21 protein-coding genes and 1 pseudogene are annotated in these 25955 nt (G+C 73.3%); 9 read left to right on the top strand and 13 right to left on the bottom strand.

Going from position 1 to position 25955, the window contains the following annotated elements:
- Positions 1-51: 51 nt before the first annotated feature.
- Complete coding sequence (locus tag Mam01_RS03635; RefSeq protein ID WP_139573364.1) at positions 52-417, bottom strand: DUF3499 domain-containing protein; 366 nt, start codon at positions 415-417, stop codon at positions 52-54.
- Between the two features lie 201 nt (positions 418-618).
- On the opposite strand from Mam01_RS03635, the gene Mam01_RS03640 reads away from it, so the two are divergent.
- Entirely contained in the window at positions 619-1086 is a 468-nt protein-coding gene (locus tag Mam01_RS03640; RefSeq protein WP_239101007.1) for a metallopeptidase family protein, read from the top strand.
- A gap of 93 nt (positions 1087-1179) precedes the next feature.
- On the opposite strand, the gene Mam01_RS03645 is transcribed toward Mam01_RS03640, so the two are convergent.
- The 4 genes from Mam01_RS03645 to Mam01_RS03660 all read right to left on the bottom strand — a co-directional run bounded on the left by Mam01_RS03645 (position 1180) and on the right by Mam01_RS03660 (position 8891).
- The gene (locus Mam01_RS03645) at positions 1180-2652 is read right to left on the bottom strand and encodes a DUF5719 family protein (protein ID WP_204284058.1); all 1473 of its coding nucleotides are present in this window, start codon (positions 2650-2652) and stop codon (positions 1180-1182) included.
- Positions 2649-5642 (bottom strand): glycosyltransferase family 2 protein, encoded by a 2994-nt coding sequence (locus tag Mam01_RS03650; protein WP_204284059.1) that lies wholly within the window; start codon positions 5640-5642, stop codon positions 2649-2651. Before Mam01_RS03650 ends, Mam01_RS03645 begins: the two co-directional genes overlap by 4 nt.
- 306 nt (positions 5643-5948) lie before the next feature.
- Entirely contained in the window at positions 5949-6206 is a 258-nt protein-coding gene (locus Mam01_RS03655) for a WhiB family transcriptional regulator (RefSeq protein WP_111701756.1), read from the bottom strand.
- 192 nt (positions 6207-6398) lie between these two features.
- Positions 6399-8891 (bottom strand): hypothetical protein, encoded by a 2493-nt coding sequence (locus Mam01_RS03660; protein ID WP_204284060.1) that lies wholly within the window; start codon positions 8889-8891, stop codon positions 6399-6401.
- 172 nt (positions 8892-9063) lie between these two features.
- Here Mam01_RS03660 and cofD point away from each other — a divergent pair, with 172 nt between their 5' ends.
- Positions 9064-9999 (top strand): 2-phospho-L-lactate transferase, encoded by a 936-nt coding sequence (gene cofD, locus Mam01_RS03665; protein ID WP_204284061.1) that lies wholly within the window; start codon positions 9064-9066, stop codon positions 9997-9999.
- Positions 10000-10042: 43 nt separating this feature from the next.
- The gene (locus Mam01_RS03670) at positions 10043-11410 is read left to right on the top strand and encodes a coenzyme F420-0:L-glutamate ligase (protein ID WP_204284062.1); all 1368 of its coding nucleotides are present in this window, start codon (positions 10043-10045) and stop codon (positions 11408-11410) included.
- Here the strand turns inward: Mam01_RS03670 and Mam01_RS03675 are convergent.
- Complete coding sequence (locus tag Mam01_RS03675; protein ID WP_204284063.1) at positions 11395-14181, bottom strand: bifunctional FO biosynthesis protein CofGH; 2787 nt, start codon at positions 14179-14181, stop codon at positions 11395-11397. The genes Mam01_RS03670 and Mam01_RS03675 overlap by 16 nt on opposite strands.
- Positions 14182-14587: 406 nt before the next feature.
- Here Mam01_RS03675 and Mam01_RS03680 point away from each other — a divergent pair, with 406 nt between their 5' ends.
- Positions 14588-14944: a hypothetical protein gene (locus Mam01_RS03680; protein ID WP_204284064.1), complete on the top strand. Its 357-nt coding sequence runs from the start codon at positions 14588-14590 to the stop codon at positions 14942-14944.
- Here the strand turns inward: Mam01_RS03680 and Mam01_RS36315 are convergent.
- Both Mam01_RS36315 and manB read right to left on the bottom strand, forming a co-directional pair.
- On the bottom strand, positions 14929-16143 hold the full coding sequence (locus tag Mam01_RS36315) for a DNA-3-methyladenine glycosylase family protein (protein ID WP_239101008.1): 1215 nt from the start codon (positions 16141-16143) through the stop codon (positions 14929-14931). The two genes, Mam01_RS03680 and Mam01_RS36315, sit on opposite strands and share 16 nt — an antisense overlap.
- Before the next feature lie 64 nt (positions 16144-16207).
- Complete coding sequence (gene manB / locus Mam01_RS03690; protein WP_239101009.1) at positions 16208-17311, bottom strand: mannose-1-phosphate guanylyltransferase; 1104 nt, start codon at positions 17309-17311, stop codon at positions 16208-16210.
- A gap of 165 nt (positions 17312-17476) precedes the next feature.
- Here manB and Mam01_RS03695 point away from each other — a divergent pair, with 165 nt between their 5' ends.
- From Mam01_RS03695 to Mam01_RS03705, 4 genes and pseudogenes are all read left to right on the top strand, one after another.
- Positions 17477-17818, top strand: coding sequence for a hypothetical protein (locus Mam01_RS03695; RefSeq protein ID WP_204284065.1), 342 nt, complete (start codon positions 17477-17479; stop codon positions 17816-17818).
- A 521-nt stretch (positions 17819-18339) separates the two neighbouring features.
- Positions 18340-18474 (top strand): annotated as a pseudogene (locus Mam01_RS37585) (helix-turn-helix domain-containing protein); the annotation flags it as partial.
- A gap of 452 nt (positions 18475-18926) precedes the next feature.
- Positions 18927-19097, top strand: coding sequence for a hypothetical protein (locus Mam01_RS36320; RefSeq protein ID WP_239101010.1), 171 nt, complete (start codon positions 18927-18929; stop codon positions 19095-19097).
- 79 nt (positions 19098-19176) lie between these two features.
- A complete protein-coding gene (locus tag Mam01_RS03705; protein ID WP_204284067.1) occupies positions 19177-19434 on the top strand; it encodes a hypothetical protein in 258 nt (85 codons plus the stop codon).
- An 87-nt stretch (positions 19435-19521) separates the two neighbouring features.
- Here the strand turns inward: Mam01_RS03705 and Mam01_RS03710 are convergent, their stop codons facing one another.
- The 3 genes from Mam01_RS03710 to Mam01_RS03720 form a co-directional block, all read right to left on the bottom strand.
- The gene (locus Mam01_RS03710) at positions 19522-20649 is read right to left on the bottom strand and encodes a glycosyltransferase family 4 protein (RefSeq protein WP_239101011.1); all 1128 of its coding nucleotides are present in this window, start codon (positions 20647-20649) and stop codon (positions 19522-19524) included.
- Positions 20650-20875: 226 nt separating this feature from the next.
- Positions 20876-21802: a lysylphosphatidylglycerol synthase transmembrane domain-containing protein gene (locus Mam01_RS03715; RefSeq protein ID WP_204284068.1), complete on the bottom strand. Its 927-nt coding sequence runs from the start codon at positions 21800-21802 to the stop codon at positions 20876-20878.
- Entirely contained in the window at positions 21799-22653 is an 855-nt protein-coding gene (locus tag Mam01_RS03720; protein ID WP_204284069.1) for a class I SAM-dependent methyltransferase, read from the bottom strand. The genes Mam01_RS03715 and Mam01_RS03720 overlap by 4 nt, the downstream gene beginning before the upstream one ends.
- A 146-nt stretch (positions 22654-22799) precedes the next feature.
- On the opposite strand from Mam01_RS03720, the gene Mam01_RS03725 reads away from it, so the two are divergent.
- On the top strand, positions 22800-23756 hold the full coding sequence (locus tag Mam01_RS03725; protein WP_239101012.1) for a lysylphosphatidylglycerol synthase transmembrane domain-containing protein: 957 nt from the start codon (positions 22800-22802) through the stop codon (positions 23754-23756).
- Between the two features lie 144 nt (positions 23757-23900).
- Here the strand turns inward: Mam01_RS03725 and Mam01_RS03730 are convergent, their stop codons facing one another.
- Together Mam01_RS03730 and Mam01_RS03735 are read right to left on the bottom strand one after the other, a co-directional pair.
- Positions 23901-24986 (bottom strand): glycosyltransferase family 4 protein, encoded by a 1086-nt coding sequence (locus Mam01_RS03730; protein WP_204284070.1) that lies wholly within the window; start codon positions 24984-24986, stop codon positions 23901-23903.
- Positions 24983-25915, bottom strand: coding sequence for a glycosyltransferase family 2 protein (locus Mam01_RS03735; protein WP_204284071.1), 933 nt, complete (start codon positions 25913-25915; stop codon positions 24983-24985). The genes Mam01_RS03730 and Mam01_RS03735 overlap by 4 nt, the downstream gene beginning before the upstream one ends.
- Positions 25916-25955: the final 40 nt, after the last annotated feature.

A 25955-nucleotide genomic window follows, 5' to 3' on the forward strand; every position in this document is an offset into this window, starting at 1 on the left:
CGGGCGATCCAACGCGATGCGCGCGATCTCGTCGCGCGGAGTCTGAACGCTTCAGCGCTCCCGATTGGGCTGCGCCGACTTGAGCACGCGCAGATGGCCCCGGCGACCCACCTCGACCGCCTGGCCGACCGGCTCTCCCGCCGCGGGAGCGGGGCGGGCGGCCTCGCGGACCGCGTTCGCCAGCGCCTCCAGGTCGTCTCCGCTCGGGGACACGGACTCGGACGGAAGGCGCACGACCTCCCACCCTCGGGGCGCGGTGAGCCGTTCCGCGTGCTCCGCGCACAGGTCGTAGCAATGGGGCTCGACGTACGTCGCCAGAGGGCCGAGTACGGCGGTCGAGTCGGCGTAGACATACGTGAGTGTGAAGACGGCAGGCTGCCTGCAGGCGGTACGGGAACAGCTGCGGACGGGGCTCACGGAGGGACCGTATCCGGTCCGCGTTCACATTGCCACCACCCCGCCGCTCTTATCGAGCGTGTCGCCACAATTCAGCGTTCTGAGAAGTCCTCATGAGATTGCCGGGCAAAGCGGACACAACGCCGCGCGGTCCGTCGTACCTGCGGAAGGCGCTCAGCCGGTGTCCGGCGGATCACGCCGGGCACGCCTTAAGCTGACTGCGTGAGCGATCGGAGCGGTGACAGGCCGGACCCCCGGCGGCGGGTGCGCCGGCGCGACCGGCACGGTCGCGGGATGCGCGGCCCGCTCGCGCCCTCGCACGTCCCCATCGCCAAGTCCCGCGGGGAGCGTTTCGACGACCTGGTGCTCGACGCGGTCGACCGGCTCAAGCCCCGGTGGGGGGCCCAGCTCGCCGCCGTCGAGTTCGCCGTCGAGGAGGTGCCGCCGGCCGACGAGTTGGTGGACGGCCCGGCGCGGATGTCGTCGGACCCGATCCCGCTCGGCCGGGCCGAGTCGGCCGCCGGGGACGGCCCCGCGACCGTCGTGCTGTATCGCCGGCCGCTCGAAGCGCGGGCCCGCGACCGCGACACGCTCGGCACGCTGGTGCTGGACGTGGTGGTCGAGCAGGTGGCGAGCCTGCTGGGCCTCACCCCGGAAACCATCGACCCCGGCTACGACGACCGTCACTGAGACCACGCCCCCTGATCACCACTGATCGCCACGTCGGGACCGCCCCGCCGTTCAGGGGCCGCCGGTCAGGGGCCGCCGGTCAGGTGCCGCCGTTCAGGGGAGGACGACGCCCGGTGCGTCGACGGCCGGGGGCACCAGGGCCCAGATCCGGCCCACGGCCAGCGGCTGCGCGGTGACCAGCTGGCCCTCCTTGGTCGCCTCGTCCAGGACGCGGCCGCCGTACACCTGGCCGGAGCCGGGCAGCGGACGCACGACGACGCTGAAGGCGTCCTTGCTCCCGCGCGGAGTGAGCCTGATCTCCTGGGTGTGGGCGGCGGCCAGCTTCACCTCGACGGGGGCCGGCGCCTCCCCCTTGGCGGGCAGCAGCCGCACCTCCACGGTGGCCGGGGCGAAGGGCGCCGACAGCACCAGCCGCGAGACCTGCTTGCCACCTGTCGCCTGGGCGTCCGCGACGACGCTGCCGAGATCGATCGAGTCGGCGCCGGCCGTGAAGGCGACGTCCTGCCGGGCGCCGGTTCCGGTGATCTTCAGGCCCGCGACGATCGGCACGTCGGACTCCAGCACCAGCGCGGCGGGCTGCCCGCCGATGCCGGTGGACAGGTCGAGTGAGGCCGTCGAGCCGGCCGGGACCTCGATCGTCTCCTTGTTCTTCAGCGCGTAGGAGCCGTCCTCCAGCACCGCCTTGATCCGTACGACCGTGTCGGTCTCCCCGGGCGCGGCGACGTACAGCTCGCGCTTCCCCGCGGTGCCGGGGATGCCGGGGACGACGACCCGGGTGGCGGGGGCGGCGGCGACGGGCAGCCAGTCGGCGCCCCGGCCCTCCCCGAGCACGGCCTTCACGGCGGCGGCCACCCGGCCGCTGCGGGTGCTCACCCGCAACGCCATGATCAGCGGGGACGGCGCGAGGTCGCGCAGCCTGATCACGCGGTGCCCGCCGGGCTTGACGACCGCGCCGTTGCCGCGCTCGCTCAGCACCGGGCCCTCGCCCGAGTAGACCATGAACGTGATGTCGGCCGGGGCGGAGTCGGGGTTGGCGAGATAGAGGGTCATCTCGGCCGCGGCGGGGCCCGGCCCGACGAACCAGGTGTCGGCGCCCGGCTCGACGCAACGCACCCCGGCGAGGCCCCGCTGGGCGCCGGAGGTCTCCCTGGCGGTCTGCGCGCTCTCCAGCCCGGCGGCCATCGAGCCGGTGCCGTCGACCATGAGAGGGCCGCCTCCGGAGGCGATCTCCCGCTGCCACAGCAGACCCGGCCGGTCGATGACGGCGTCCTTCTCCCCCGGGTCCTCGCCTGCCTTCTTGTCCGCGGCCTTCGCGTCCGGGGCGGCGATCGCCGACAGGGTGGCGCTGCCCGGTCCGCCGGCGCCGGGCGGGGTGACCACGCTCACCCTGCTGCCCGCCGGAGCCGGGCACACGGCCGTCACCGACTCGACGGGCGCCCTGACGGCCTGCGGCCGCGCCTGGGTCACGGGTGCGGGCCTGCTGACGAAGGCCACGCCGAAGAGCGCACCCATCGCGATCAGCACGAGGGCGAGCAGGCCGAAGCGGTTCTCGATCAGTCTTCTCACGCGGGCACCGTTTCTTCCCTGCCCCTGTCGTCGCCGCCCCTGTCCTCGCCGCCTCTGCCGCGGCGCCCGCCTTCCCGGCCCCTGTCACCGCGGGCCCTGTCGTCGCGGCCCTTGTCGTTCCGGCCCTTGTCGTCCCGCGCGCGGCGGCGGCCCCGCGGCCCCTCCTCGGCCGGAGCGTCGGTGTAGTCGCCGTCCGGATCCGTCGTACGGGCGCCGGGCGAGGCCAGCACGAGCACGAGCACGAGCAGCGCGCCCTGCGCCCACAGCCACCCGCGGTGCAGGGCGCTCCCGGAAGCCGCGGGCGGCGGCACGGTGACCTGGCCCGACATGCGCCACAGGCCACCCGCCTCCGACAGGCTCCTCCTGGCCAGGGCGGGCTCGGAGTCGAGCGCCCGTTGCAGCGCCGGGTCGACCGGGGCGGGCACCGACACGAAGCGGACTCCGGACGACGCGAGCGTCCGCGCGTACTCGCCACCCCGCCCGGAGGCGAGCCCGGCGACCGCCGCACCGAAGCGGGCGCTCGCCTCACCCGGCGGTTCCAGGTCGGACTCGCCGATCAGCGGGCCCCGGCCGCGCAGCAGCGTGTAGCCGACCTCGCCGTCCCTGGCCCGCAGCAGCAGCGTGCCCTCTCCCGGTGCCGACTCGACCGCGGCGAGCAACGGCACGGGATCGGCCACGTCGTGCCGCAGCGGGCCGTCCGCGCCCCTGACGACCCACAGCCCGGCCGCGGCCAGCGGCGTGGCGAAGGCCACCACGACGATGAGCATCGCCCCCAGGCGGCGCAGCCCGCGGGCGGCGCGGAACTCGGTGATCCGGTGCGCGGGGTGCGCCGCCGCGACCAGCAGGCCGGTCGCCGCGAACGCCAGCGGCACGCCGGGCCAGACGGGGACGGCTCCCCCGGTGGCCTCCCCGATCGCTCCTCCCACGTGGACGGTGATCCGGCTGACCACGATCGCCACCAGCAGGCCGAAGAGCATCACGCCCCAGCCGATCGCGACGACCATCTGGTGCCGCCGCAGCAGCAGGGCGGCCAGCGCGACCGCGACCAGGCCGGCCGTCGCCCACACGGGCGGCACCCCCGGGCCGCCGGGGCTCAGCATGAGCAGCGACTCCGCGGCGAGCCGGGGGTCGGAGAGCCGGGGATCGTGCAGGCCGGACTCCAGCAGGATGCGCCCCGGCTCCTGAGCGATCTGGACCAGCCACGGGAACAGCAGGACGATCGGGGTGCCGAGACCGATCGCGATCGACCTCGTGACTCCCCTGCGGATGCCGCCGAACGACACCGCGGCGAGGCCGCCGAGGACCGCCACCAGCACGTACACCAGCGGGACGAACGCCGTGCCCACGGCCAGGAGCAGGCCGAACCCCCAGGCGGCCCGGCTCGACCCGGCCATCACCCGGATGGCGAGCGCCGCGTAGACCGGCAGCAGCACGATCACGATCGCGGTGCCGAGCCGTCCGCCCGCCACCGCGCCCGTCGTGACCGGAAGCAGCGCGTAGGTGGCGGCCAGCCAGACCCGCGCCGGCGTGTAGGGGATCATCCGCTTCGTCGCGGCGTACGCCGAGAACCCGGCCAGCGGCACGCAGCCGAGCAGCAGCACGCCGACGACCAGCCACGTCTTGCCGAGCGCGAGCGCCGACAGCCCGGCCAGCACGGCGACGTACGGCGGGGCCCAGGTGCCGGAGCCCAGCCCGGCGGCGTGGTGATCCTCGACGTAGAGCCGCCAGAGGTCGGCCGCGCTCCCGGTGACCGGCACCAGCGCGCCGCCGCCGAGCAGGCCGCCCGGCAGCAGCGTCCGTTCGGCGGCCACCGTGATCGCGGCCAGGATCAGGCAGAGCACCACTCCGGGGCTGCTCAGCAGGCGCTGGACGCCTCCGGAGTCGGTGAGCAGTTCGTCGCCGTCCTCCTCGCCGGTGTCGGCGGCGGCGTGGTGACGGCCCGCCGAGTCGACCGGGCCCGTCCCGGCGAGGAAGCCCTGCACCATGTCGGCGAGGCGGCGCAGCGCGGCGCCGGGCGGGGTGAGCTTGCGCCTGATCGCGGGCCAGCTCTGCTTCCTGCCGTTCCTGCGCGCCTTGCGGGCCCGCAGCAGACGCCACGGATGGCCGAGGACCGAGCCGAGCGCGGCCACTTCGTCCAGGGCGTTGGCCGGCTGCTTGGCCAGCAGGAACAGCACGGCCCGCAGCGCCGACCCGAAGACGTTGCGCAGCACGGACCGCGCGAACGCGCCGAACGGGAGGTTCGCCATCAGGACGAACAGGCCGTTGCGCCGGTCGAGCCGGCGCGGGTGCTCCTCGCTCGTGGAGATGCGGCGGCGGCGCCGTGCGGACGCCTCGGCGTGCCAGGCGACCGCGTCGCTCACGTTCAGCACGCGGTGTCCCGCCGCGCGGGCGCGCCAGCACAGGTCGAGGTCGTCGCGGAACAGCGGCAGGGACGTGTCGAGGCCGGACAGCTCGTCCCAGACGTCCCTGCGGATGAGCATGCCCGCCGTGGAGACCGACAGGACGTCGGCGATCTCGTCGTGCTGGCCCTGGTCGTACTCCCTCGGCTCCAGGCCGGTGTCGCGCCGTCCGGACCTGCTGACGGTCACGCCCATCTCCAGCAGCACCCGCCGGTCGAGCCAGTCACGCAGCTTGGGGCCGAGGATCGCGGCCTTCGGGTCGTGGTCGGCGGCCCACAGCAGGGCCTGCAGCGCGCCCGCGTCGGGAGCGCAGTCGTCATGGAGCAGCCAGACCCACTCCTGGCCGGGCGCGGGCGGCAGCCGCCGCAGCACCTCGTGGACGGCCTCGCCGAATCCGGTGGACCTCGGCATGGTCAGCACGTTGTGCGAGCCGAACGCCTCGGTCAGCAGCTTCGCACTGCCGTCCCGGCTGCCGTTGTCGACACCGACGACACGGTCGAGAGGCCGGGTCTGGCGCGGCAGCGCCGCCAGCGTCTCCTTGAGCCAGCGGGCGCCGTCGTGAGCGACGACGATCGCGGTCACCGAGTGCACGTCGAGTCCTAAGGGGGTCGTACGGCTGAGCGCCGACCACGATACGGCAACCCGGACTCACCCGATCACATCCAGGCGAAACAGGATGTCAGCACAGACTTCGGAGGCACTCCGCCGCCGACGCCGCTCCCAGGACGAACCACCGCATACGAACCCCGCCGGACCCGTACACAGGGCCCGTACGCGCACCTTGCCGGGCACAGGCCACGCGGGAGGCGAACCTCCCCGGACCGAACTCCGCCGGACCGAACCGCGCCGGACATGAACGCGGGGCCGCGCGCCGAGCGCGCGGCCCCGTTCGCGTCGTCAGACGGCCTGGCGCTTCATCTTGCGTCGCTCGCGCTCGGACAGACCGCCCCAGATGCCGAAACGCTCGTCGTGCTGAAGCGCGTACTCAAGGCACTCCGCACGAACCTCGCACGAACGGCACACCTTCTTGGCTTCCCTGGTGGAGCCGCCCTTCTCAGGAAAGAACGCCTCAGGATCGGTCTGCGCGCACAGGGCGCGTTCCTGCCACCCAAGATCTTCACCATCGAGCGCCTGTGCCATGACCAGCTCGGTCATTGCACACCTCCCTGTCGCTCGCCCGCCCACATGAGGCCCCCCATAAAAACGCCTGCCCCATACCCACCCTTGGGAAGGCGTAACAACATGTCTGTAATTACACGCGCGTGGCGCGTGTGGCGTCAAGCGGCATAACGATACCCGGGGAAAGACCTGCTTGCCCCGGTTCGTATGCCCCGTTGTTCGGTCCTGTCAGCGTTCGGAACCATACCAAGGGAGGTTGGGGTCAGTTCCGCGGCCTGCCTGATCGGGGGCGGAACCTTCCTCATACTTTGCCTGCGACCTGTCCGGGGTGTAGATCGCCGTCGGATCGATGGGCTCCTCCCGCCGCAGCGGGTCGGTGAGCGGGTCGCCGCGATAGCCGGAAGGGTCGAAGCGCAGGGTCTGCTCGGCGGGGCCCGGCGGCGGGGCCTGGAACGGCGCGGGCTCGGAGCTCTGGGGGTGGCCGAGCGGGTTGTCGTAGTACTCGGGCAGGTCCTGCGGACCGGTGGGGTGGTCCGGCAGGGCGATCTTCTGGTAGCTCTGCGCCTGCTGGTAGGCCTGCGCGAGCTGCTGTTCCCTCGGGTCGGCCGGGCTCTCGTACGCGGGGGGAGCGTCGTAGGCCGGACCGCCCGCCGCAGGCTCGGAGCCGGGGTATCCGGAGTGACCGTACGGCTGGTCCTGCTCGTACGGCCTGCCCTCGGCGCCGGCCGGGGGGAAGCCGGGGCCTTCGGGCGGGTTGGGGAAGCGGCCGTAGCCGCCGGTCTCGCTCTGCTGGCCGGCGTAGCCGTACTGGTCGAACACCGGGCCCTGCGGCGGGGCGGAGTAGTCGGACCGCTGGTGGGCGGGAAGGGCCTCCGGCTGCCCGCCGTAGGCGCCGTTGTCGCCCTGCTGACCGTAGGCGCCGTTGTCACCCTGGCCACTGTGCGAGCCGCTGTCGCCCTGGTGACCGTAGGAAGCACCCCCGGGCTGCTGACCGTAGGAACCGCCGGCGGGCTGCTGGCCGTAGGCACTGTTGTCGCCGTGCCGGCCGTAGGAGCCGCCCTCGGACTGCTGACCGTAGGAGGCACCGCCCGGCTGCTGACCGTAGGAACCGCCGGCGGGCTGCTGGCCGTAGGGGGCGGCCTCCGGCTGCCCGCCGTACCGTCCGCTTTCCGGCTGGCCCGCGTGCTGACCGCCGGAGGGCCGCTCCTGCTGGTAGCCCGGCGCGCCGTAGTCGGAGTAGTGCGCGCCGGTCTGGACGTCCTGGATCGACGGCCGGGCCTGCTCGGCCTGCCACGGCTGCTGCCCTTGGCTCTGTGCCTGCGCCTGCGGGCTCTGGGGGTGGACCGGCGTGCCGGGCTGTCCGAACAGCGGAGGCTGCGGGGCGGTGGAGGCGGGGGTGTAGCCGCCCTGCGCCTCGTAGGCGTCACCCTGCCCGGTGGCCGCACCGCCGTACGGCTCACGCGGCTGGTCCTGGCCGTAGACGTCCTGGGGCCGCTCCTGGCCGAAGGCGCCCTGGCCGCGCTCCTGGGAGTAGGACGCGTGCGGCCGGTCCTGCGGAGCGTAGGTCTCCTGGCCGTACTGCTGCTCGGCGGCCATCGCGGGCTGGGGATAGCCGGGAGCACCCTGGGCCTGTCCCTGCTGCGCCGCCGGCGCCTGCTGGCCGTGCTGTGCCTGCTGCGTCTGGGGATCGCCGTACGCCGGGGCCTGGACGGGACCGCCGCCCGGCGTGGACATCCCGGCGTGCTGACCCGCGTGCTCACCGAAGGGGGGCTGACCGGTGTGGTGGGGGTTCTGCGAGCCGTTCTGCCGGCCCTGGTCAGGCTCGCCGTGGAGATCGTGGGTGGCAGGCTGCCGGCCCTGCCCCTCGTGACCCGAACCGTGCTGGCCCAGGCCCTGCTGACCCGAACTCTGCTGGCCGGAACCCTGCTGGCTGTACGCCTGCGGACCGTGGCCCTGCTCCCCCGGACCCTGCTGGCCGGGGCCGTGCTGTCCAAGGCCGTGCTGAACGGAAGCGTGCTGGCCGGGACCCTGCTGCCGGTCGGCGGGCATGCCGTTGTGGGCCGGTCCGCCGGAGGCCGCGCCACTGGGGACCGCGCCGTTCGAAACCACGCCGTTGGCGACCGGGACGCCCTGCTGCTGGCTCTGCGGTTGTCCCTGGGGCTGGCCGTAGGACGACGGGCGGCCCTGGGCGTCGCCGTACCCCTGCGGCAGAGCCGGAACGTTCGGCCGGGACGGATAGGCGTCGTCGCGCCGGCCGAAGAAGTCAGCCGCGGGCCGCTGCCCGGACTGGAGCGCGGTGGCCGTGCTCAGCGCGAACAGCGCCCCGAAGACGGCGAGAGCGAGCATCGGCAGGCCGGTGATCAGGTATTCGAAGCGGTCGCGAAAGCTCGGCAGGTCGCCCACGAGGACGCCCAGCACGCCGATCACGCCGAAGACGACGCCGAGGCCGAGCGACCCGGCCGCGCCCAGCGCCACCAGGCGGGCCCGGGGCGTCGGGGCGCCCGCCTTGTCCACGAGCAGCACCGCGCCGGCCGCCAGTGCGGTCGACACGGGGGAAGCGAGGGTGTGCAGGCTCGCGGCCGCGCGCAGGCCGAACGTGCCGCCGAGCGCGGAGGAGCCGATGAGTAACCGTGCGATTCCCACAAGAACGGTTGTGATCACCACCGCGAGCATCGTCCACGCGGCCGGCTCTCTGAGCCGGTCGGTATCGACCTTCAGCACGGCTTACCCCCAACGGTCCAGATGGCCCTCGGGGAAGTTTCGCACATGCCGGACTTAAGTGTCGGCAGTCCCAAGAACCTCACAAGCCCGACACACCCTACATTTCCCTGGTTAACGCAATAGGTGGGGTGGGGTGAGCGGCCCGCCCGACACCCGGTGGAAGACTGGCGGCATGCGCATCGTGTCCCTCGCCGGAGGTATCGGCGGCGCCCGCTTCCTCCGAGGTCTCAAGGCTGCGGCGCCCGGTTCGGAGATCACCGTCATCGGCAACACCGGCGACGACATCACGCTTTTCGGGCTACGGGTCTGTCCCGATCTCGACACCGTCATGTACACCCTGGGCGGCGGCATCAACGAGGAGCAGGGCTGGGGCCGGGACGGCGAAACGTTCACGGTCAAGGAGGAACTCGCCGCGTACGGCATGGAGCCGCAGTGGTTCGGCCTCGGCGACCGCGACTTCGCCACCCACATCATCCGCACCCAGATGCTGGCCGCCGGTTATCCCCTCTCTCAGGTGACCGAGGCGCTGTGCGACCGCTGGCGACCCGGGGTGCGGCTGCTGCCCATGTCGGACGACCGCACCGAGACCCATGTGGTCGTCGCCGACGACGCGGGCCGGCGGGCCGTCCACTTCCAGGAGTGGTGGGTGCGGCTGCGCGCGTCCGTGCCGGCCGAGCAGATCGTGCTCGTCGGCGCCGCCGAGGCCCGCCCGGCTCCCGGCGTGCTCGACGCGATCCGCGACGCCGACCTCGTGATCCTCCCGCCGTCCAACCCGGTCGTCAGCATCGGCACGATCCTGCAGGTTCCGGGCATCCGGGCGGCGCTGGAGGACAAGACGGTCGTCGGCGTCTCCCCCATCATCGGCGGCGCTCCGGTGCGCGGCATGGCCGACGCCTGCCTGACGGCGATCGGCGTCGAGACGAGCGCCCAGGCCGTCCTCGAACTGTACGGATCGGCTCTGGTCGACGGCTGGCTGGTCGCGGAGGAGGACAAGGGCGTGGCGCTCGACGGCGTGGCGGTGGAGGCCCGTCCGCTCCTGATGAGCGACTCCGCGGCGACGAGGGACCTCGCCGCCGCGGCCCTCGCCCTGGCCCAGTCCCTGCGGTGACGACGTTCCGGTGATCCCCTTCCACGACGCATCGAGGCAGTTCATGACCCACATCACGGTAAGCGGCGTCACCGGCATGCCCGAGGTCGCGCCCGGCGACGACATCGCGCTGCTCGTGGCCGAGGCCGCGCCGGCCCTGGAGGACGGCGACATCCTGGTCGTGACCTCCAAGATCGTGAGCAAGGCCGAGGGCCGGATCCGCCGCGGCGGCGCCGCCGAAGCACCACCGCACGACCGCCCGCAGGCACCAGACGGCAGCACGACGGCGGCGGGACGCGGCGCGGCGCCGCGCGACAGCCGTACGGCCGCGATCGAGGAGGAGACGCAGCGCGTCGTCGCGCGGCGCGGTGACACGGTGATCGCGCAGACGCGGCACGGTTTCGTCATGGCCGCGGCCGGCGTCGACGCCTCCAACACCGCCCCCGGCACCGTGCTGCTGCTCCCCGAGGACCCGGACGCGTCGGCGAGCCGGATCCGCCGCGGGCTGCGCGAACGGCTCGGCGTACGGGTCGGGGTGGTCGTCTCCGACACGTTCGGCCGGCCCTGGCGGCACGGCCTCACCGACGTCGCCATCGGCGCGTCCGGCGTACGGCCCCTGGACGACCTGCGCGGCGGCTCCGACGCGTACGGCAACCCGCTGAACGCCACGGTGGTCGCGCTGGCCGACGAGATCGCGGCGGCGGGCGACCTCGCGAAGGGCAAGCTGTCCGGCGTGCCGGTGGCGGTCGTCCGCGGGCTGGGCGGCCTGGTGACCGGCGAGGACGGCCCGGGCGGGCAGGCGCTGGTGCGGCCCGCCGACGAGGACATGTTCCGGTACGGCTCGGCCGACGTCGTCTTCGCCCGCCGCACGATCCGCGAGTTCTCCGGCCGGGAGGTCGACCCGGCGGCGGTGCGGCGGGCCGTGGCCGCCGCGATCGCCGCGCCCGCCCCGCACCACACCACCCCGTGGCGGTTCGTGCTGCTGGAGACCCCCCGGGCGCGTACGGAACTGCTCGACGCGATGCGGGACGCCTGGATCGCGGACCTGAGCTCCGACGGCTTCTCCGAGGAGTCGATCGCCCGCCGGATCCGGCGCGGCGACGTGCTGCGGAACGCGCCCTACCTGGCGGTGCCCTGCCTGGTCATGGACGGCTCGCACACCTACCCGGATCAGCGCAGGAACGCCGCCGAGCGGGAGATGTTCGTGGTGGCCACCGGCGCCGGGGTGCAGAACTTCCTGGTCCAGCTCGCCGTGCAGGGGCTTGGCTCGGCGTGGGTGTCGTCCACGATGTTCTGCCGCGACGTGGTCCGCAAGGTGCTCGACCTGCCCGAGGACTGGGACCCGATGGGCGCGGTGGCCGTCGGCCATCCCGCCGCGCCGCCGAAGGACCGCCCGCCACGGGACGCGGCCGACTTCTACGTCACCCGCTGACCGCCGTCTCCGGGCCGGGCCGCGAGCGTTGGTGTGGGCACGGGCGTGACCGTGAGCAGCGGCCGTCGCACCGACTGGCAGACCCCGTCGCTGCGCCGGGCCGCCTCGGCCCGCTCCTCGCTCGGCCGGCCGTACGACGTGGTGCGCTGGCGGAGCGGACGGCCGGTCGGCGCGACCATGGCCGCGATCTCGCTGATCGTCTTGTAGGACCCGTTCTCCGAGCCGGCCATCCTGCTGATCGTCTCCTCCATGAGCGTGCCGCCGAGGTCGTTCACGCCTCCGGCGAGCACGTCCCGGCACAGGTCGTCGCGGAGCTTCACCCAGGAGCACTGGATGTTGCGGATCGCGCCGTGCAGCATGATCCGCGCCAGCGCGTGGACGGCCCGGTTCTCCCGCGCGGTCGGCCCCGGCCGGGCGATCCCGGCCAGGTAGATCGGGGCGCTGTGGTGGACGAACGGCAGCGGCACGAACTCGCTGAACCCGCCCGTCTCCTCCTGGATCGACCGGATCAGCCGGATGTGGCGCACCCAGTGCTCATGGGTGTCCACGTGGCCGTACATCATGGTCGAGGTCGTCGGGATGCCGACCCGGTGGGCGGTCGTGATGACCTCGACCCACTCCCGGGTGGGCAGCTTGCCCTTCGTCAGCACCCAACGGACGTCGTCGTCGAGGATCTCGGCCGCCGTACCGGGCAGCGAGTCGACCCCCGCCTCCCTCGCGGCGTGCAGCCAATCCTCGACGGACAGGTTCGCCCGGCTCGCACCGTTTACGACCTCCATCGGCGAGAACGCGTGCACGTGGATGCCTGGACAGCGCTCCTTGACGGCGCGGGCGATGTCGAAGTAGGCCGTGCCCGGCAGGTCCGGGTGGATGCCGCCCTGCATGCACACCTCGGTCGCCCCGGCCTCCCACGCCTCCTGCGCCCGGTCGGCCACCTCGCCCAGCGACAGCGTGTACGCGTCGGCGTCGGTGCGCCGCTGGGCGAACGCGCAGAACCGGCAGCCGGTGTAGCAGACGTTGGTGAAGTTGATGTTCCGGTTGACGACGTAGGTCACATCGTCGCCCACCGCCTCGCGGCGCAGCCCGTCCGCGATCCGGCACAGCTCGTCCAGGCCCGCGTCGTCGGCGCCCGCGCCCGTCTGGTCTCCGGCGAGACCGAGCAGCGCCACCGCCTGCTCGTCGGTCAGCCGCGCCGGGTCCGCCTCCGCCCGCCGCAGCGCCTCCCGCACGCCGCTGTCCACCCTGCCGTACGGGTCCACCCTGCCGTACGGGTGACCGTCAGCCTGGCCTTTGACCGGGTCGTCGGCGGGGGGCGTGTGCCCACCGCCGGGCAGGCGCTCGCGCAGCGCGTCCCAGTCGCCGTACACGCTGTCGAAGTCGTCGCGGCGGTCGCTCGAACGGCCCTCGGCGTCGACGGCGGTGTGCAGGTCGGCCCGTCCGCCGGTGACGAGACCCCCCAGGCCGCCGTCGGGCTCCTGCCAGGGACGGCCGCGCGGCACGGCGCCTTCCTTGGCGAGCCCGGTGGCGGGGTCGGCCAGCGCCGCGACGTGCCCGGCGAGCCGGGGATCGAGCCAGGGTTCCCCGGCGAGCACATATTCCGGATAGATCGTCAGGCGCTCGCGCAGCGTGAACCCGGCGGCGGCGGTCCGGGCGGCGAGGTCGTCGATCTGCGGCCACGGCCGCTCGGGGTTGACGTGGTCGGGAGTCAGCGGGGAGACGCCGCCCCAGTCGTCGATTCCCGCCCGCAGCATGAGGGCGTACTCCTCGCCGATCAGGTTGGGCGGCGCCTGCACGCGGACCTTCGGCCCGAGCACCAGCCGCGTCACCGCGATGGTCGCGGCCAGTTCGTGCAGGTCGGCGTCGGGCATGCCGCGCATGGCCGTGTCGGGCTTGGCGCGGAAGTTCTGGACGATGACCTCCTGGACGCCGCCGTACTCCCGCGCCACCCGGCGGATCGCGAAGATCGACTCGGCCCGCTCCTCGATCGTCTCGCCGATGCCGATCAGCAGGCCCGTCGTGAACGGCACGCTGGAGCGGCCGGCGTCCTCCAGCACGCGCAGCCGTACGGCGGGGTCCTTGTCGGGGGAGCCGTAGTGGGCCTCGCCCTTCTCGGTGAACAGCCGCCGCGAGGTGGTCTCCAGCATCATGCCCATCGACGGCGCGACCGGCTTGAGCCGCTGGAGATCCCGCCAGGTCAGCACGCCGGGGTTCAGGTGCGGCAGCAGCCCGGTCTCCTCCAGCACGCGGATCGCCATCGCCCGGACGTACGACAGGGTGTCGTCGTACCCGTGCGCGTCGAGCCACTCGCGCGCCTGGTGCCACCGGTCCTCGGGGCGGTCGCCGAGCGTGAACAGCGCCTCCTTGCAGCCCATCTCCGCGCCCTGGCGGGCGATCTCCAGCACCTCGTCCGGCGACAGGAAGGGGGCCGGCAGCCGGTGGGGGGCGGTGGCGAACGTGCAGTAGCCGCATCTGTCCCGGCACAGCCGCGTCAGCGGGATGAACACCTTGCGGCTGTAGGTGACGACGCCGGGCCGCCCGGCCGCCTCCAGGCCCGCGTCCCGGACCCGCGAGGCGTACGCGAGCAGTGTGTCCAGGTCGCCGCCGCGAGCGCGCAGCAGGACCGCCGTCTCGGCGAGATCGAGCGTTTTGCCGTCCCGGGCCCGCGCGAGCGCCCGGCGCGTCCCGCTGCCGGAGGCCGGACCGGCGGTCGAGCCGGCGGCGGCCGAGGTCGAAGGGGTGCTGTCGAGGTCCGGGGGTCGCTTCGCCGTCATAGCCCGCAGCCTATGAGCCCTGCGTACGGACGGCGCAGCCGCCTCCGGACCAACTCTTTGATCAGGGGCGGCGCGGCCGTGCCGGGCGGTGGGGTATCAGCCGGTCGTGTATCTCCGATCAGCAGCGCGACTGGTCGTCGTGACGCTCGTCTTCGGCACGCCGGGACCGCCGACGGCCCAGGCGCTCGCGGCACCGGGCCTCCGGGCGCATCCCGTGACCGACCATGTCACCCACGGCGACCGTACCGGCCACGGCCGTCTCGCCGGAGACACGGTGCAGGCGCGGAAGGCGACGAGGGCGGGGCACGCCCGAGGAGCGGGGCAGGCGCGGAAAGCGACGCGGGCACCGGAAGCGTCAGTGGCACCGCAGGCGCGAGGGGCACGGCAGGTGCCAGAGGCGCGACAGGTGCGAGGAGCAGGCCGAACACCGGGGGCTCGGCACGCGCTGGACGCCGCGCGGGTCTGGCAGGTGCGGCGCGGGCGGGGCGGCGGCTGGCAGGTCACGTCCGGTGTGCGATCGGCGAACTCGCCGCAGATCGGCAGCCCCGTCCGGCAGGTGTCCACGGGCAGGCGCAACGTGAACGCGCCCGGAGGCAACAGCGGCTCCGCCGTCGCCGGCCTCCAGCAGGTGGCGGGCGACAGCGTCGTCCTCAACACCCTGAACGGCGGATGCCTGCCCGCGGTGGTCCACTGCGGGATCCACCAGACCCTGCGTTCCGGTCCGGCGGGCGGTGACGCGCGGCTCGCTCAGAAGGAGCGGTAGTCGCGGGCGGCCATGCGGGGACCGCGGGCCGGCGGCCTGACCCCGCTGAGCTCGATCAACCTGACCACCCGGTGGCGGTGGCCGCGGAACGGCTCCAGCAGTTCGAGCATGCCGTCGTCGTCGGTCTTCCGGCCGGTCAGGGCGTAGCCGACGATGCCGGGCAGGTGGAAGTCGCCAACGCTCGGCGCGTCCGGGTCGCCGTGCGCGCGCTGGCGCACCTCGGCCGAGGTCCACACGCCGATCCCCGGCAGCGCCCGCAGCAGCCGGTCCGCCTCCGCCGAGCCCTCGATCCCCACCGCGACGTCCACGTCGGCCACGACCTGTGCCGCGTCCCGGGGGCCGACCGAGATCGATGCCGCGCCAGGTGGCGGCGCCGGGTCCGGCGGATCCGCCGACCCGGCGGCGCCTGTCGTGCTCTCCAGTTTCGCCGCGTGGCGCGCGGCGTTGACGATCGTCCTGGCCCGTACGGCCTCCGCCCCGGCCCGGTGCCAGTCCCACGACGGGACCACGCGCCACACCTCCGGCGACGGGACGACGTACATGCCCTCGGGAGCCGGGCCGGGAGCGGGCTCGCCGTACCGGCGCAGCAGGAACCGCCAGGCCCGCCACGCCTCCCTGCCGACCACCTTCTGCTCCAGTACGGCGGGCGCGAGCGCCTCGAAGACCCGCAGGCTGCGCCCGATCCGCAGCCCGCCGGCGCGTCCGGCCAGATCGGCGACGAACGCGGCGGCCCGGACGTGCCGCGGATCCGTGGAGCGGGCGAGCCGTGCGAGCAACGCGGCGAAACCGGCCACGTCGTCGTCGGCGCCCAGCAGCGAGGGAAGCATCTCCAGGAGCCACCCGGCCCCCGGGCCCCATGCCTGCCCATGGATCTCGCCGTCGCGGCTCCCCGTCACGCGCAGGGTGGCAGGGCCTTCGGGAGTGCGCGAGGTGCGCCAGAACGCGCCGTCGGGCGTACGGCGCCAGGCGGGGTCGCCTCCCCCGCGCCGGTGCGGCGACAGCGTCAGCGCCAGGTCGACCGGCGCGGCCGGCCGCCACCGCCGCTCGCGCGCCTGCGCCCCCGGGCCGCGCCCGGCATGAACCACACAAGCGGTGCCGGAAAGAGCAGCACCGGAAGTGGCGGTGCCGGGCGAGACCGCGCAGGACGGAGGGGTGCCCGCCGTGACGGGCACACCGCCGGGCGCGGATGATCTGGGCATTCGGCTCGCCTCCACCCGCCCAGTCTGCCGCTCCCCCCGATGACGGGTGGGAGCGGGACCGGTGTCACACGTCGCTGGAGAAGCGGACGGCGCACTCGGGCAGGGCGACCCCGGGCCACACGCGCATGCCGGCCGTGAGTTCGTTGCCGGGGCCGATGGACGCGCCGTCGCCGACCACGACCTGACGCAGCACGGTGCCGGAGGCGACGCGGGCGCCCACGCCGACGACCGAGTCCACCACGGTCGCGCCGGACGCGACGTGGCAGCCCTCGGAGAGCACGCTGCCGCGCACGCTGGCGCCCGCCTCGACGGTGGCCCGGGGGCCGACGACCGTGCCGCCGGTTACCTTGGCCTCGGGCGACACGACGGCCCCGTCCAGCAGGAGCCGCTCACCGGCGGGGCCGGGCAGGGCGGGCGAGCCGAGCTTGCCCAGCACCAGATCAGCCGAGCCCTGCACGAACGCCGCGGGCGTGCCCACGTCGAGCCAGTACGACGCGTCGGCGAAGCCGAGCACCAGCTCACCGGCCGCGATCAGGCCGGGGAAGGTCTCCCGCTCCACCGAGACCACCTGGCCCTCGGGGATCGTGTCGATGACCGAGCGCTGGAACACGTAGCAGCCGGCGTTGATCCGGTTCGTCACCGGATTGGGCGTCTTCTCCAGGAAGGCGGTGACCCGGCCCTCGTCGTCGGTCGGCACGCAGCCGAACCTCGACGGGTCGTCCACCTCCGTGAGATGGAGGGTCACCGCGGCACCACGTGAGACGTGCAGGCCGACCTGCTCGGCGATGTCGTGACCCGACAGGATGTCGCCGTTCAGCACGAGCACCGGCGCCTCGGGCGGGCAGGTCAGGGCTTGTGCGGCGTTGCGGATCGCACCGCCGGTGCCGAGCGGGGTGTCCTCGGTCACGTACACGATCTCCAGGCCGAACCCCGCCCCGTCGCCGAACGCCTCGGCGAACATCGAGGCCCGATAGGACGTCGCGAAGACCACCCGGCGCACCCCGTACGCCCGCGCCTTGGCCAGCTGGTGCGCGAGGAAGGGCACCCCCGCCGTCGGCAGCAGCGGCTTCGGCGTGCTGAGTGTCAGCGGCCGGAGACGCGTGCCCTGGCCGCCCACGAGAAGGATCGCCTCAAGACCGTCCGGCGACCGCACAGAACTGTCCCTCACAGCCGCGAGAGTAGCCTAGACAGAACCTTCGTATGGCGTCCCGCCACAGGCAGCTGTCCGGATATTTCCTGGCAGGCGCGCTATCTCCGCCTCCGAACTCTCGAATCGGACGGCACATATGGCCACAAACGGACACCCGAAAAAGAACCAGCCATAATTCCCTTTTTGCCGACCGTATCCTCGGCCTATCCCGAAGGCCGGAGATTCGGCACGCTTCGTAAGGCAGGGGGTTCGGTGGAAGGCGTTGCAGCAGACGTTCGTCAGCGCATTCGCGAAGGATGCCGTTTCATCGATTTGCTCAGCTTTCTCGCACTGAACGAATCCTTCAAGCTGACTCCCCTCAACCTGATGAGGGTTCTCAGTGAAGCGATCGGGCTGTCCATGATCGAGTCTCGCGAGATGGTTTCGATGTTCGATGAGAACTTCTCTCAGCTGGTGCCGGATGCGGATATCGAACACCAATGGCAAGCGATCCTGGATGGCCGCAGGGGGAACCTGAGCGACTGAGGGGGACATTCTTTCTGGAGTGCAGCCGGTTCGATCGGTGGACATCGCATCGTGGCGTCCCATCTGGAGCTCTCACCACGAACTCCGCGAGGTTGGACGGGCGAGGTCCGTTGGAATCCGGTACGCGCGAGCCATCCTACGTCCACCTACGGCCGCTCCAAGGTCATGAGCTTGGCGGCGGAGCGTCCCCGAGGCACATCAGGGCCTCCGCAAAACCCGGCGCGGTTCATGTCCACAACACGGGGCAACATCAGCGATCATGCCTGCCCCGCCCAGCGAAGCCCCATGTGAGAACGCGAGGCGAATAGTCATCTCGCGACACCCGATAGGCTGAGCTCGGCCTCGCTGCCATTTCCACCCCGCCTGCGAATGATCGTGGGCAGCGGCGACTGTTCATCGGTACTTGGGTCCATATACTTCCTATCAGGGTGTAGTCGCGCCGAGTGTTCTCGATCACAGGGTATTCGGCTGTTTCTTGTCTGGTGGCGGGCGTGACTGATGACGGAACCGTGGTGGGGCGGGTGGCTACGATCCTGGACGCGGTCGCCTCCGCGAGCGGACCCCTGCCGCTGGCGGAGCTGACCCGGCGGACGGGCATTCCCAAGCCGACGGTACGGCGGATCGCCGCCGGCCTCGTGTCGCGCGGGCTACTGAACCGGACCGACGACGGGTATGTGCCGGGCGGCACGTTGGTGCGGTACGGGCTGCATGCCCTGGCGCGGCACCCGGCAGCGCTCGCGGCGCAGCCCGTCCTCGCAGACCTGCGCCAGCGGGCGCCCGGCGGAATCGCCTGGTTGAGTACCGTGCACGGCGGGGCGCTCACCCTTGCTGGAGCCACCTGTGGACGGGAGCACCACGCAGCGATCCGCGCCAGGTGGCCGACGGCGGAGTTGATCGGCCCCAGCGTCGTCCTCGTCGCCGGATGTCGCCTGGAGGTCGCACACCAACCCGAGAGGGCCGACCGGATCCTGTCCGCCGGATGGCGGCGGCTCACGCCATACTCTGTCACCGACCCGCGCCGGATGCGGTCCTTGCTCGCCGAGGCCCGCGACACGGCGTCGCGCGGGAAGACGAGCAGACACGGCTCGGCTGGAGTTGCCTCGCAGCGGTGCTCCGCGGCCCCGGAGGAGCCGTCACCGGCATCCTCGGGATCGCCGGGCGCACCGGCTCCCTGGCCGCCCCCGCTCTGCGCGCCGCCCTGGTACGGCAGACGGCGGACCTGGAGGCCGAACTCCGTGCGACCGGCCTTCCGCAGGAAGCGCTGCCCGCGGGTCACTGAGTGACCCGGCCGCCTTGTCGGCGTGCGGTGCCCATCCCCATCCTGAATCCGGGATGCGGCAGGGCATGGGAGGGCGCGAATGTTTCCGGATCCGGGTCAACGGGCAGCGCGGCAGGCCCAGCAGGAACACCAGCGACAGGTCAACCAGAGGTTCAGCGACTTCCGGCCGCCCCGCTCGGGAGGCCTGTCCTTCCTCGTCCTGGTCGCGGTGACTCTCGCGGCACTTGGCTGGGCCAGCGCGCACGGCTACACCCCCGCCACGATCATCCGTGACATCCAGCACTTCGTCACGACGCCGCCGACCCCTGACGTGCCAGGGGACGGGAGTGGCGGCTGACCCGTGTAGGCGGCCTTCATCGGCCTCGCCTCAGCATCGGCATCACCGCGCACAGGCGAGGCCGACTCACGATCCGGCAAACGCGGGCTAACCCTCGACGGCGCGTTGGTAGGCGAGGAGGTGGGCCTCGGCGGAGTGCTGCCAGGTGAACTCGCGCGAGCGGGTGACTCCGGCCGCGGCCAGGGACTCGCGCCGTTCCGGTGACTCCAGCAGGGCCCGCAGCGCCCGCGCGATGCTGTCGGCGTCGGGCTCGGTGTAGACCACGGCGTCGCCGCCCACCTCCGGCAGTGAGGCGCGGTGGGTCGTCAGCACGGGCGCCCCGCAGGCCATCGCCTCCAGCACCGGCAGCCCGAACCCCTCGCATCGCGACGGCGAGGCGACCGCGAGCGCCCCGCCGAGGAAGCCCGGCAGATCGGCGAACGGCAGGTAGCCGGGGCGCACGACCTTCACCCGCGGCGGCAGCGCCGCCACCGCGGCGTCGACCTCCTCGTCCCAGGCCGGGCCGCCCGCCAGCACCAGCGCGGGCGGGTCGGACAGGTGGGCGACCGCCCGGCCGAAGCCCGTCACCAGATTCGGCACGTTCTTGCGCGGCTCCAGCGCGCCCAGATAGGCGACGTACGGCCGGCCGTGCAGGCCGATGCGGCCCGCCACCCGGCGCACGTCCTCAGGCGCCGGCGGGTGGAACAGCGCGGAGTCGACCCCGTGATAGGCGACGTCGATCCGGGTCGGGTCGGCGGCGAGCACCCGGACCAGTTCGTCCCGGGTGGCCTTGGACGGCACGATCACCCGGTTGGCGTGGCGGACGGCCGTACGGGTGGCCGACCGGAAGAACGAGGCCCTGACGGGGTCGTGCAGATCGGGGTCGGTGAACGAGGTGGCGTCGTGGACGGTGACCACCGTGGGCAGGCCGGAGCCCAGCGGGATCGAGTAGTAGGGGGCGTGGATCACCTGGGCCCCCGCCTGCCGGGCGAGAACGGGCAGGCCCGTCTGCTCCCAGGCGAGCCGCTTGTCCCGGTTGGTGATCGCGGGCGGCCCGGAGAGGATCCGGGCCGTGGGCGCCAGGGCCGCGTACCGCTCGGCGTCCGCGCGCTGGCAGACCAGGGCGAGATCGGCGCCCGCCTTGTGCAGGGCCGCGACCAGACCATCCACATACCTGATGAGGGCGCCGCGGTCGGCGGGGACGGCGGCGGCGTCGACGAGCACTCGGGGTGTCAAGTGAATCGCTCCCCTCACGGGGCCCGCTCCGGCGGAGGTTCGCTCCCCGTCCTCACGGTCCCGCTGTCCGGCAGGTGTTCCGGCAGGGACCTGGGGCCCCCGCCGCATACGGACGCCTGCCCAGCATCCCTCCCTTGTCACTCTATTTCCGGCGTCCCCCGAAACGTGAGGGTTATCACATGGGGGTTGTCTCCCAGGATGCGCAATGCGCGGACAATCCACGGAATCAGGCCCGGATGACGGGTTCCTCCCGCGTACGGGTGGTTCGGCGGGCGGCGAGTCCGGCGGCCCCGGCGCACACCAGGTCACCGAGGGACACGATCAGCCGGGAGCACAGCGCGGCGGCGATGGCCACGGGCCGGTCGAGCACGGGCGCGAGCGCCGCGACCATCGCGGCCTCGCGCACACCGACCCCGGCCGGCGCCAGAATGAAGACGAACCCCAGGCACCAGGCGAGCGCGAACGCGCCGACGCTCAGGATCACCGCCGAGGGGCCGCCGGCGCCGAGGCCGTGCACGATCAGCGCCAGGTGCACGCCGTACGCGGCCCAGCCGGCCAGGGCCCAGCCGCACGCGACGAGCAGGCCGCGGCGGGTGAGGGGCCGTTCGAGCGGCTCCCTGCGCAGTTTGCGCAGCCCGAAGTCGATGACCCGGTTGACCACGGCGGGATGCAGGGCGGCGGCGAGCACGGGCACGAGCAGCAGGAGCCAGGCATATCGGGCGACCGACTGCCCGGCGAGCACCGGCAGCGTGACGGCGGACACCAGCAGGCCGGTGCCCAGATAGACCGGATAGGTGAGGAAGAAGGCGGCCGCGCTGCGGGAGCGGGGCACGCCGTGGTCGCGGCCCATCTCCATCTGCGCGATCATCGGCCACACCGACCCGGGGATGTACTTGCCGAGCTGGCCCACGAAGAAGATCTTCGCCGCGTCGGTGAACGCGAGCGGCGAGCCGAGGTCGGCGAGCAGCGCCCGCCACATCAGCATCCCCGCGAGCAGCGCGCCGAGCACCGCCGCCAGCGAGCCGGCGAGCTCCGCCCACGACAGCCGGGCGAAGCCGTCCGCCACGGCGCTCCACTGGCCCGCGACGGCCCAGATCCCGAAGCCGAGGGCGACCAGCAGGAACAGCGTGCGTACGAGCTTGCGGCGGTTCATCGCGACGTGCGCACCGGCTCCGGCGGCTGCGGCAGGGCCGCGCCGAGCGGACGGCGGGGCGTCTTGGTGGCCACCCACAGATAGGTGGGGACGACCGGCAGCAGCGCCCGCAGCGCCGGGCGCGGGGTGCGCTCCAGCGTGGCCTTGGCGGCGCGGCCCACGGCGCCGGGGAACAACTCGCCCCCCGCGAACCGCTCGGGCGCGGCCAGCACCGGGAACGTGTAGTCCCACACGTGGAAGTCCGCGAGCATCCGACGCAGGCCGGGGCGGGTGCGGAAGCGCTCGTAGTAGTGGTCGGCCCGGCCGGACGCCCGCACGTAACGGTCGGCCGCGGCGGGCGGCAGGTACGACAGGAAGGGCAGCTTGTAGTGCGGCTCCATCACGCCGAGCCGGTTGCCCAGCCCGAGGTAGAGCACGCCGTCGTCGGACAGCACCCGGTGCATGTCGGCGATCACGGCGTCGGGGTCCACGACGTGCTCGTAGATGTGGTTGAAGACCAGCACGTCGACCGACCCGTCCGGCAGCGGCAGCCGGGAGCCGTCCGCGCAGACGAACCCGACCCGGGCCCCGAAGCGGTCGGCCGCCCTGCGCAGGCCGGGGACGTCGATGTCGAGCCCGAGCGTGCGGCGCGCGCCCGCGGCGGCCAGTTCGTCGGCGATGAACCCGGCCGAGCACCCGACGTCGCCGACGGTCAGCCCGGAGAGCGCCTCGCCGGGCTTGCCGGCGTCCCTGCCCAGGAAGTGCGCGAGCACCGCGATGATCTTGGCCGCCTTGCGGCGGCGCTTCTCCTCGTCGAGCATCGCGGCCTGGAGCTCGGAGTATTCCAGCTGGGCCGCGCGTTCCCCGCTCACCGGTCGATCACCCTCGCGTCCTGACGGTCGTCCACGCTGCCCAACAGTACCCGTGCCCGCCCCGCCCCCGTCGCCGATCAACCGACCCTGTGGACAACCGCGCGCCGGACCTACCGGCAGGTAGCGTCAGGCCGTACCCTGTGCCCGTGCCGCGCCTGCCCAACGGCCTGCCGAACCGCCTGCGCTCCGGCCCGCTGCCGCGCGTGCTGCTCGCCCTGGCCGCCCTCGCCTTCCTGGCGTACGGCCTGGCCCGGAACGGGACGGAGACCTGGGCCGCCCTGGAGCGGCTGTCGTGGTGGTCGCTCGGGGTCTCGTTCCTGGCGGTGCTCGTGGGGCTGGCCTTCATGCTGGTCGCCTGGCGCGACATCCTCGCGGGGCTCGGCTCCCCGCTGCCGCTGCGCGTGGCCGCGCGGGTGCTGTTCGTCGGCCAGCTCGGCAAGTACATCCCCGGCGCGGTCTGGGCGTTCGCCGCGATGATGGAGCTCGCCCGCGACCACGGGGCGCCGCCCAAGCGGACGTTCGGCGCCACGGCCCTCGGGCTGGTGACCTCGCTGGGCTGCGCGCTCGCCCTCACGGCGGCGACGCTGTCGGGACAGATCGCGCGCGAGGCGTGGTGGCTGCTCGCGCTCGTCCCGCTCATCCTCGTCGGCCTCCACCCGCGCGTGCTGGCCTGGGGCCTGGGCCTCGCCCTCCGCGTCGCCCGCCGGGACCCGCTCGACCGGGTGCCGAGCGGGGCCGACATGACCAGGGCCGCCGCGTGGACGATGGCGGGCTGGCTCGTGTACGGCGTGCACCTGTGGGCCCTGGTGGGCGGCCTGCGGCCCGGAGGGGTGTCCCTCTACGCGATCGCGGCCGGGGCGTACGCGCTGGCCTGGTCCACCGGCATCCTCACGGTCGTGGTCCCGGCCGGGATCGGCGTGCGGGAGGGGGCGATGGTCGTGGCCCTCGCCCCGCTGCTCGACACGCCCAGCGCCCTGGTGGTCGCCGTGGTGTCCCGGGTGATGTTCACCCTCGCCGACGTCACCTGGGCCGGCCTCGGCTTCCTCCTCGCCCGCGGCGTCCGCGCCGAAGCCCCGGACGACCTCTCCGCCCGCACCCGGTGAGCCGCACGGTCCCGCTGAACGGCTCGCCCGCTGAACGGCTCGCCCGCTGAACGGCTCGGCCCCCAGCGGCGCCCCCGCTGAGCAGGCTTCGCGGCCCGGCCCCGAGCCGCCTCCTGGCTCGGTCGCGACGAGTCCCCTGACCGTTCAGGCCGGCGGGGCGGTGGCGAGCAGGGTGTCCAGGTACGCGGCCCAGTGCGGCTCGGGATCGACGGGCGCGACGCCCGCCCGCAGCCGTTCCGGGGTCCCTGGCTCGTAGAACCTTTTGATCGCCTCGGCCAGCGCCCCGGCCGAGCCCGGCTCCACCAGCAGGCCGTCCACGCCGTCGCGCACGTTGTCCGGCAGCGCCCCGACCCGGGTGGCGATCACGGGCACTCCGTGCTCGTGCCCGAGCCAGACGTTCTGGCTGGCCGTCGCCGAACGGTAGGGCAGCACCAGCGCGTCGGCCTCGGCGAACAACCCCGGCACGTCGTCGGCCGCGACGTACCCCGGCCGCAGGTCGACCCGGCCGGCCAGGCCGAGGCGGCCGAGCAGGGCGCGCGTCTCCTCCAGCCCGCCCCAGAACTCGCCCGCGACGGTCAGCCGTACGTCCGGCACCTGCGCGAGCGCCTCCAGCAGCAGATCGAGCCCCTTGTACGGCCGGACGATGCCGAAGAAGAGCAGCCTGCCGTACGGCTCGCGGTCCTCGCCGGCCCGGGCGCCGCGCGCGGGCAGGTGCGGCGCGAGGGCGGCCACCCGCACCGGCGCCGCGGTGAGCCCGCGGGCGAGGCCCGCCTGCTGCTCCGAATGCGCGAGCACGCCGTCCACCCGGCGCAGCAGCGCCTTCATCAACGGCCGGTCGTACGGCTTGCTCTCGTGCGGCAGCACGTTGTGACACAGGGCGACGACCCGGGCCCGGCGGCGCAGGCCGTACAGGATCCCCAGGTAGGCGGGCACCTGCACCGGGCTGAGCACGGCGAGCACGACGAGGTCGGCGCCGCGCAGCCGCCGCCCGCAGGCGACCCAGCCGTCCGGCCTGCGCCAGTCGAGGTCGCGGCGGGTGCCGGGGTACGGCTCGCCCTCCGGGCTGTCGATCGTCTGCTGCCCGGGGTACAGGAACGACGGATACTGCGCCCGCCACGACTCGATGACGACGTCGTGACCAGCCGCCCGCAGCCGGTGGGCCAGCTCGGTGGTGTGCTGCGCCCCGCCGCCCTTGTACGGATACGTCGGGCCGACGATCGCGATCCTCAAACGTCACCCCTGGATCGCACGATCAGGTCCGCGAGCAGCGCCACCGCCCCGATCAGCATCCCGGACAGGAACGTCACGATCGTGTTGCTGGTGAGGTAGAAGCCGTACCTGACCACGTCGAAGACGCCCTTGGCCAGACCGATGCCGACCAGCCAGAGCGCGGGCGGCATCAGCACCTTGAGCGGGTTGAAGTACATGATCATCCGCAGCACCTGCAGGATGTAGCGGTAGGCGTCGGAGACGAAGTTGAACTTCGACTTCCCCGCCCGCTTCGCATAATCGATGGGCAGGTAGTAGACGTCGTGCTGGTTCGACATGAACGCCAGCGTGATCGTGGTGACGCAGGAGAAGCCGGGGGGCAGCAGCCGCAGGTACGGCCTGGCCACCGACCTGCGGAAGGCCCGCAGCCCGGAGTTGAGGTCGGGGATCTTCTGCCCGGCCAGCCGCTCGGCGACCTTGCGGATGAACCACTTCGCGGGCACCCGCAGGAACTTGTGCGAGCCCTCCTCGGTGGTCCGCGCGCCCACGACCTGGTCGATCGTCGGGTCCTTCTCCAGGATCTGGACCAGCTCGGGGATGCGCTCGTTCGGGTAGCTCATGTCGGCGTCGGTCCACACGACGATCTCGCCGCGCGCCTCCTGGCTGCCGATCCGCCGTACGGTGCCCGACCCGCCGTTGCGGTGGAACGCCCTGATCCGCATGTTCGGGAAGCGCGGCGCGGCCTCCTGCAGGCGCGCGAGCGTCTCGTCCGTGGAGCAGTCGTCCACCGCCAGCAGTTCGTACGTGTAACCGCTGGCGTCCATCGCCGCGGAGATGCGCTCGACCTCGTCGACGACGTGGTCCTGCTCGTTGTAACAGGGCAGGACGATCGTGACGTACGGTGTCTGTGCGGGAGTCACGGCGCTTCCAGAGGTCTCGGGCGTGGTCACGTCCGGCAAGGGTACCCTTCCACGCCAAGTGGCGGTCTCA

Source organism: Microbispora amethystogenes, assembly GCF_016863015.1.
GTDB classification, from domain to species: domain Bacteria; phylum Actinomycetota; class Actinomycetes; order Streptosporangiales; family Streptosporangiaceae; genus Microbispora; species Microbispora amethystogenes.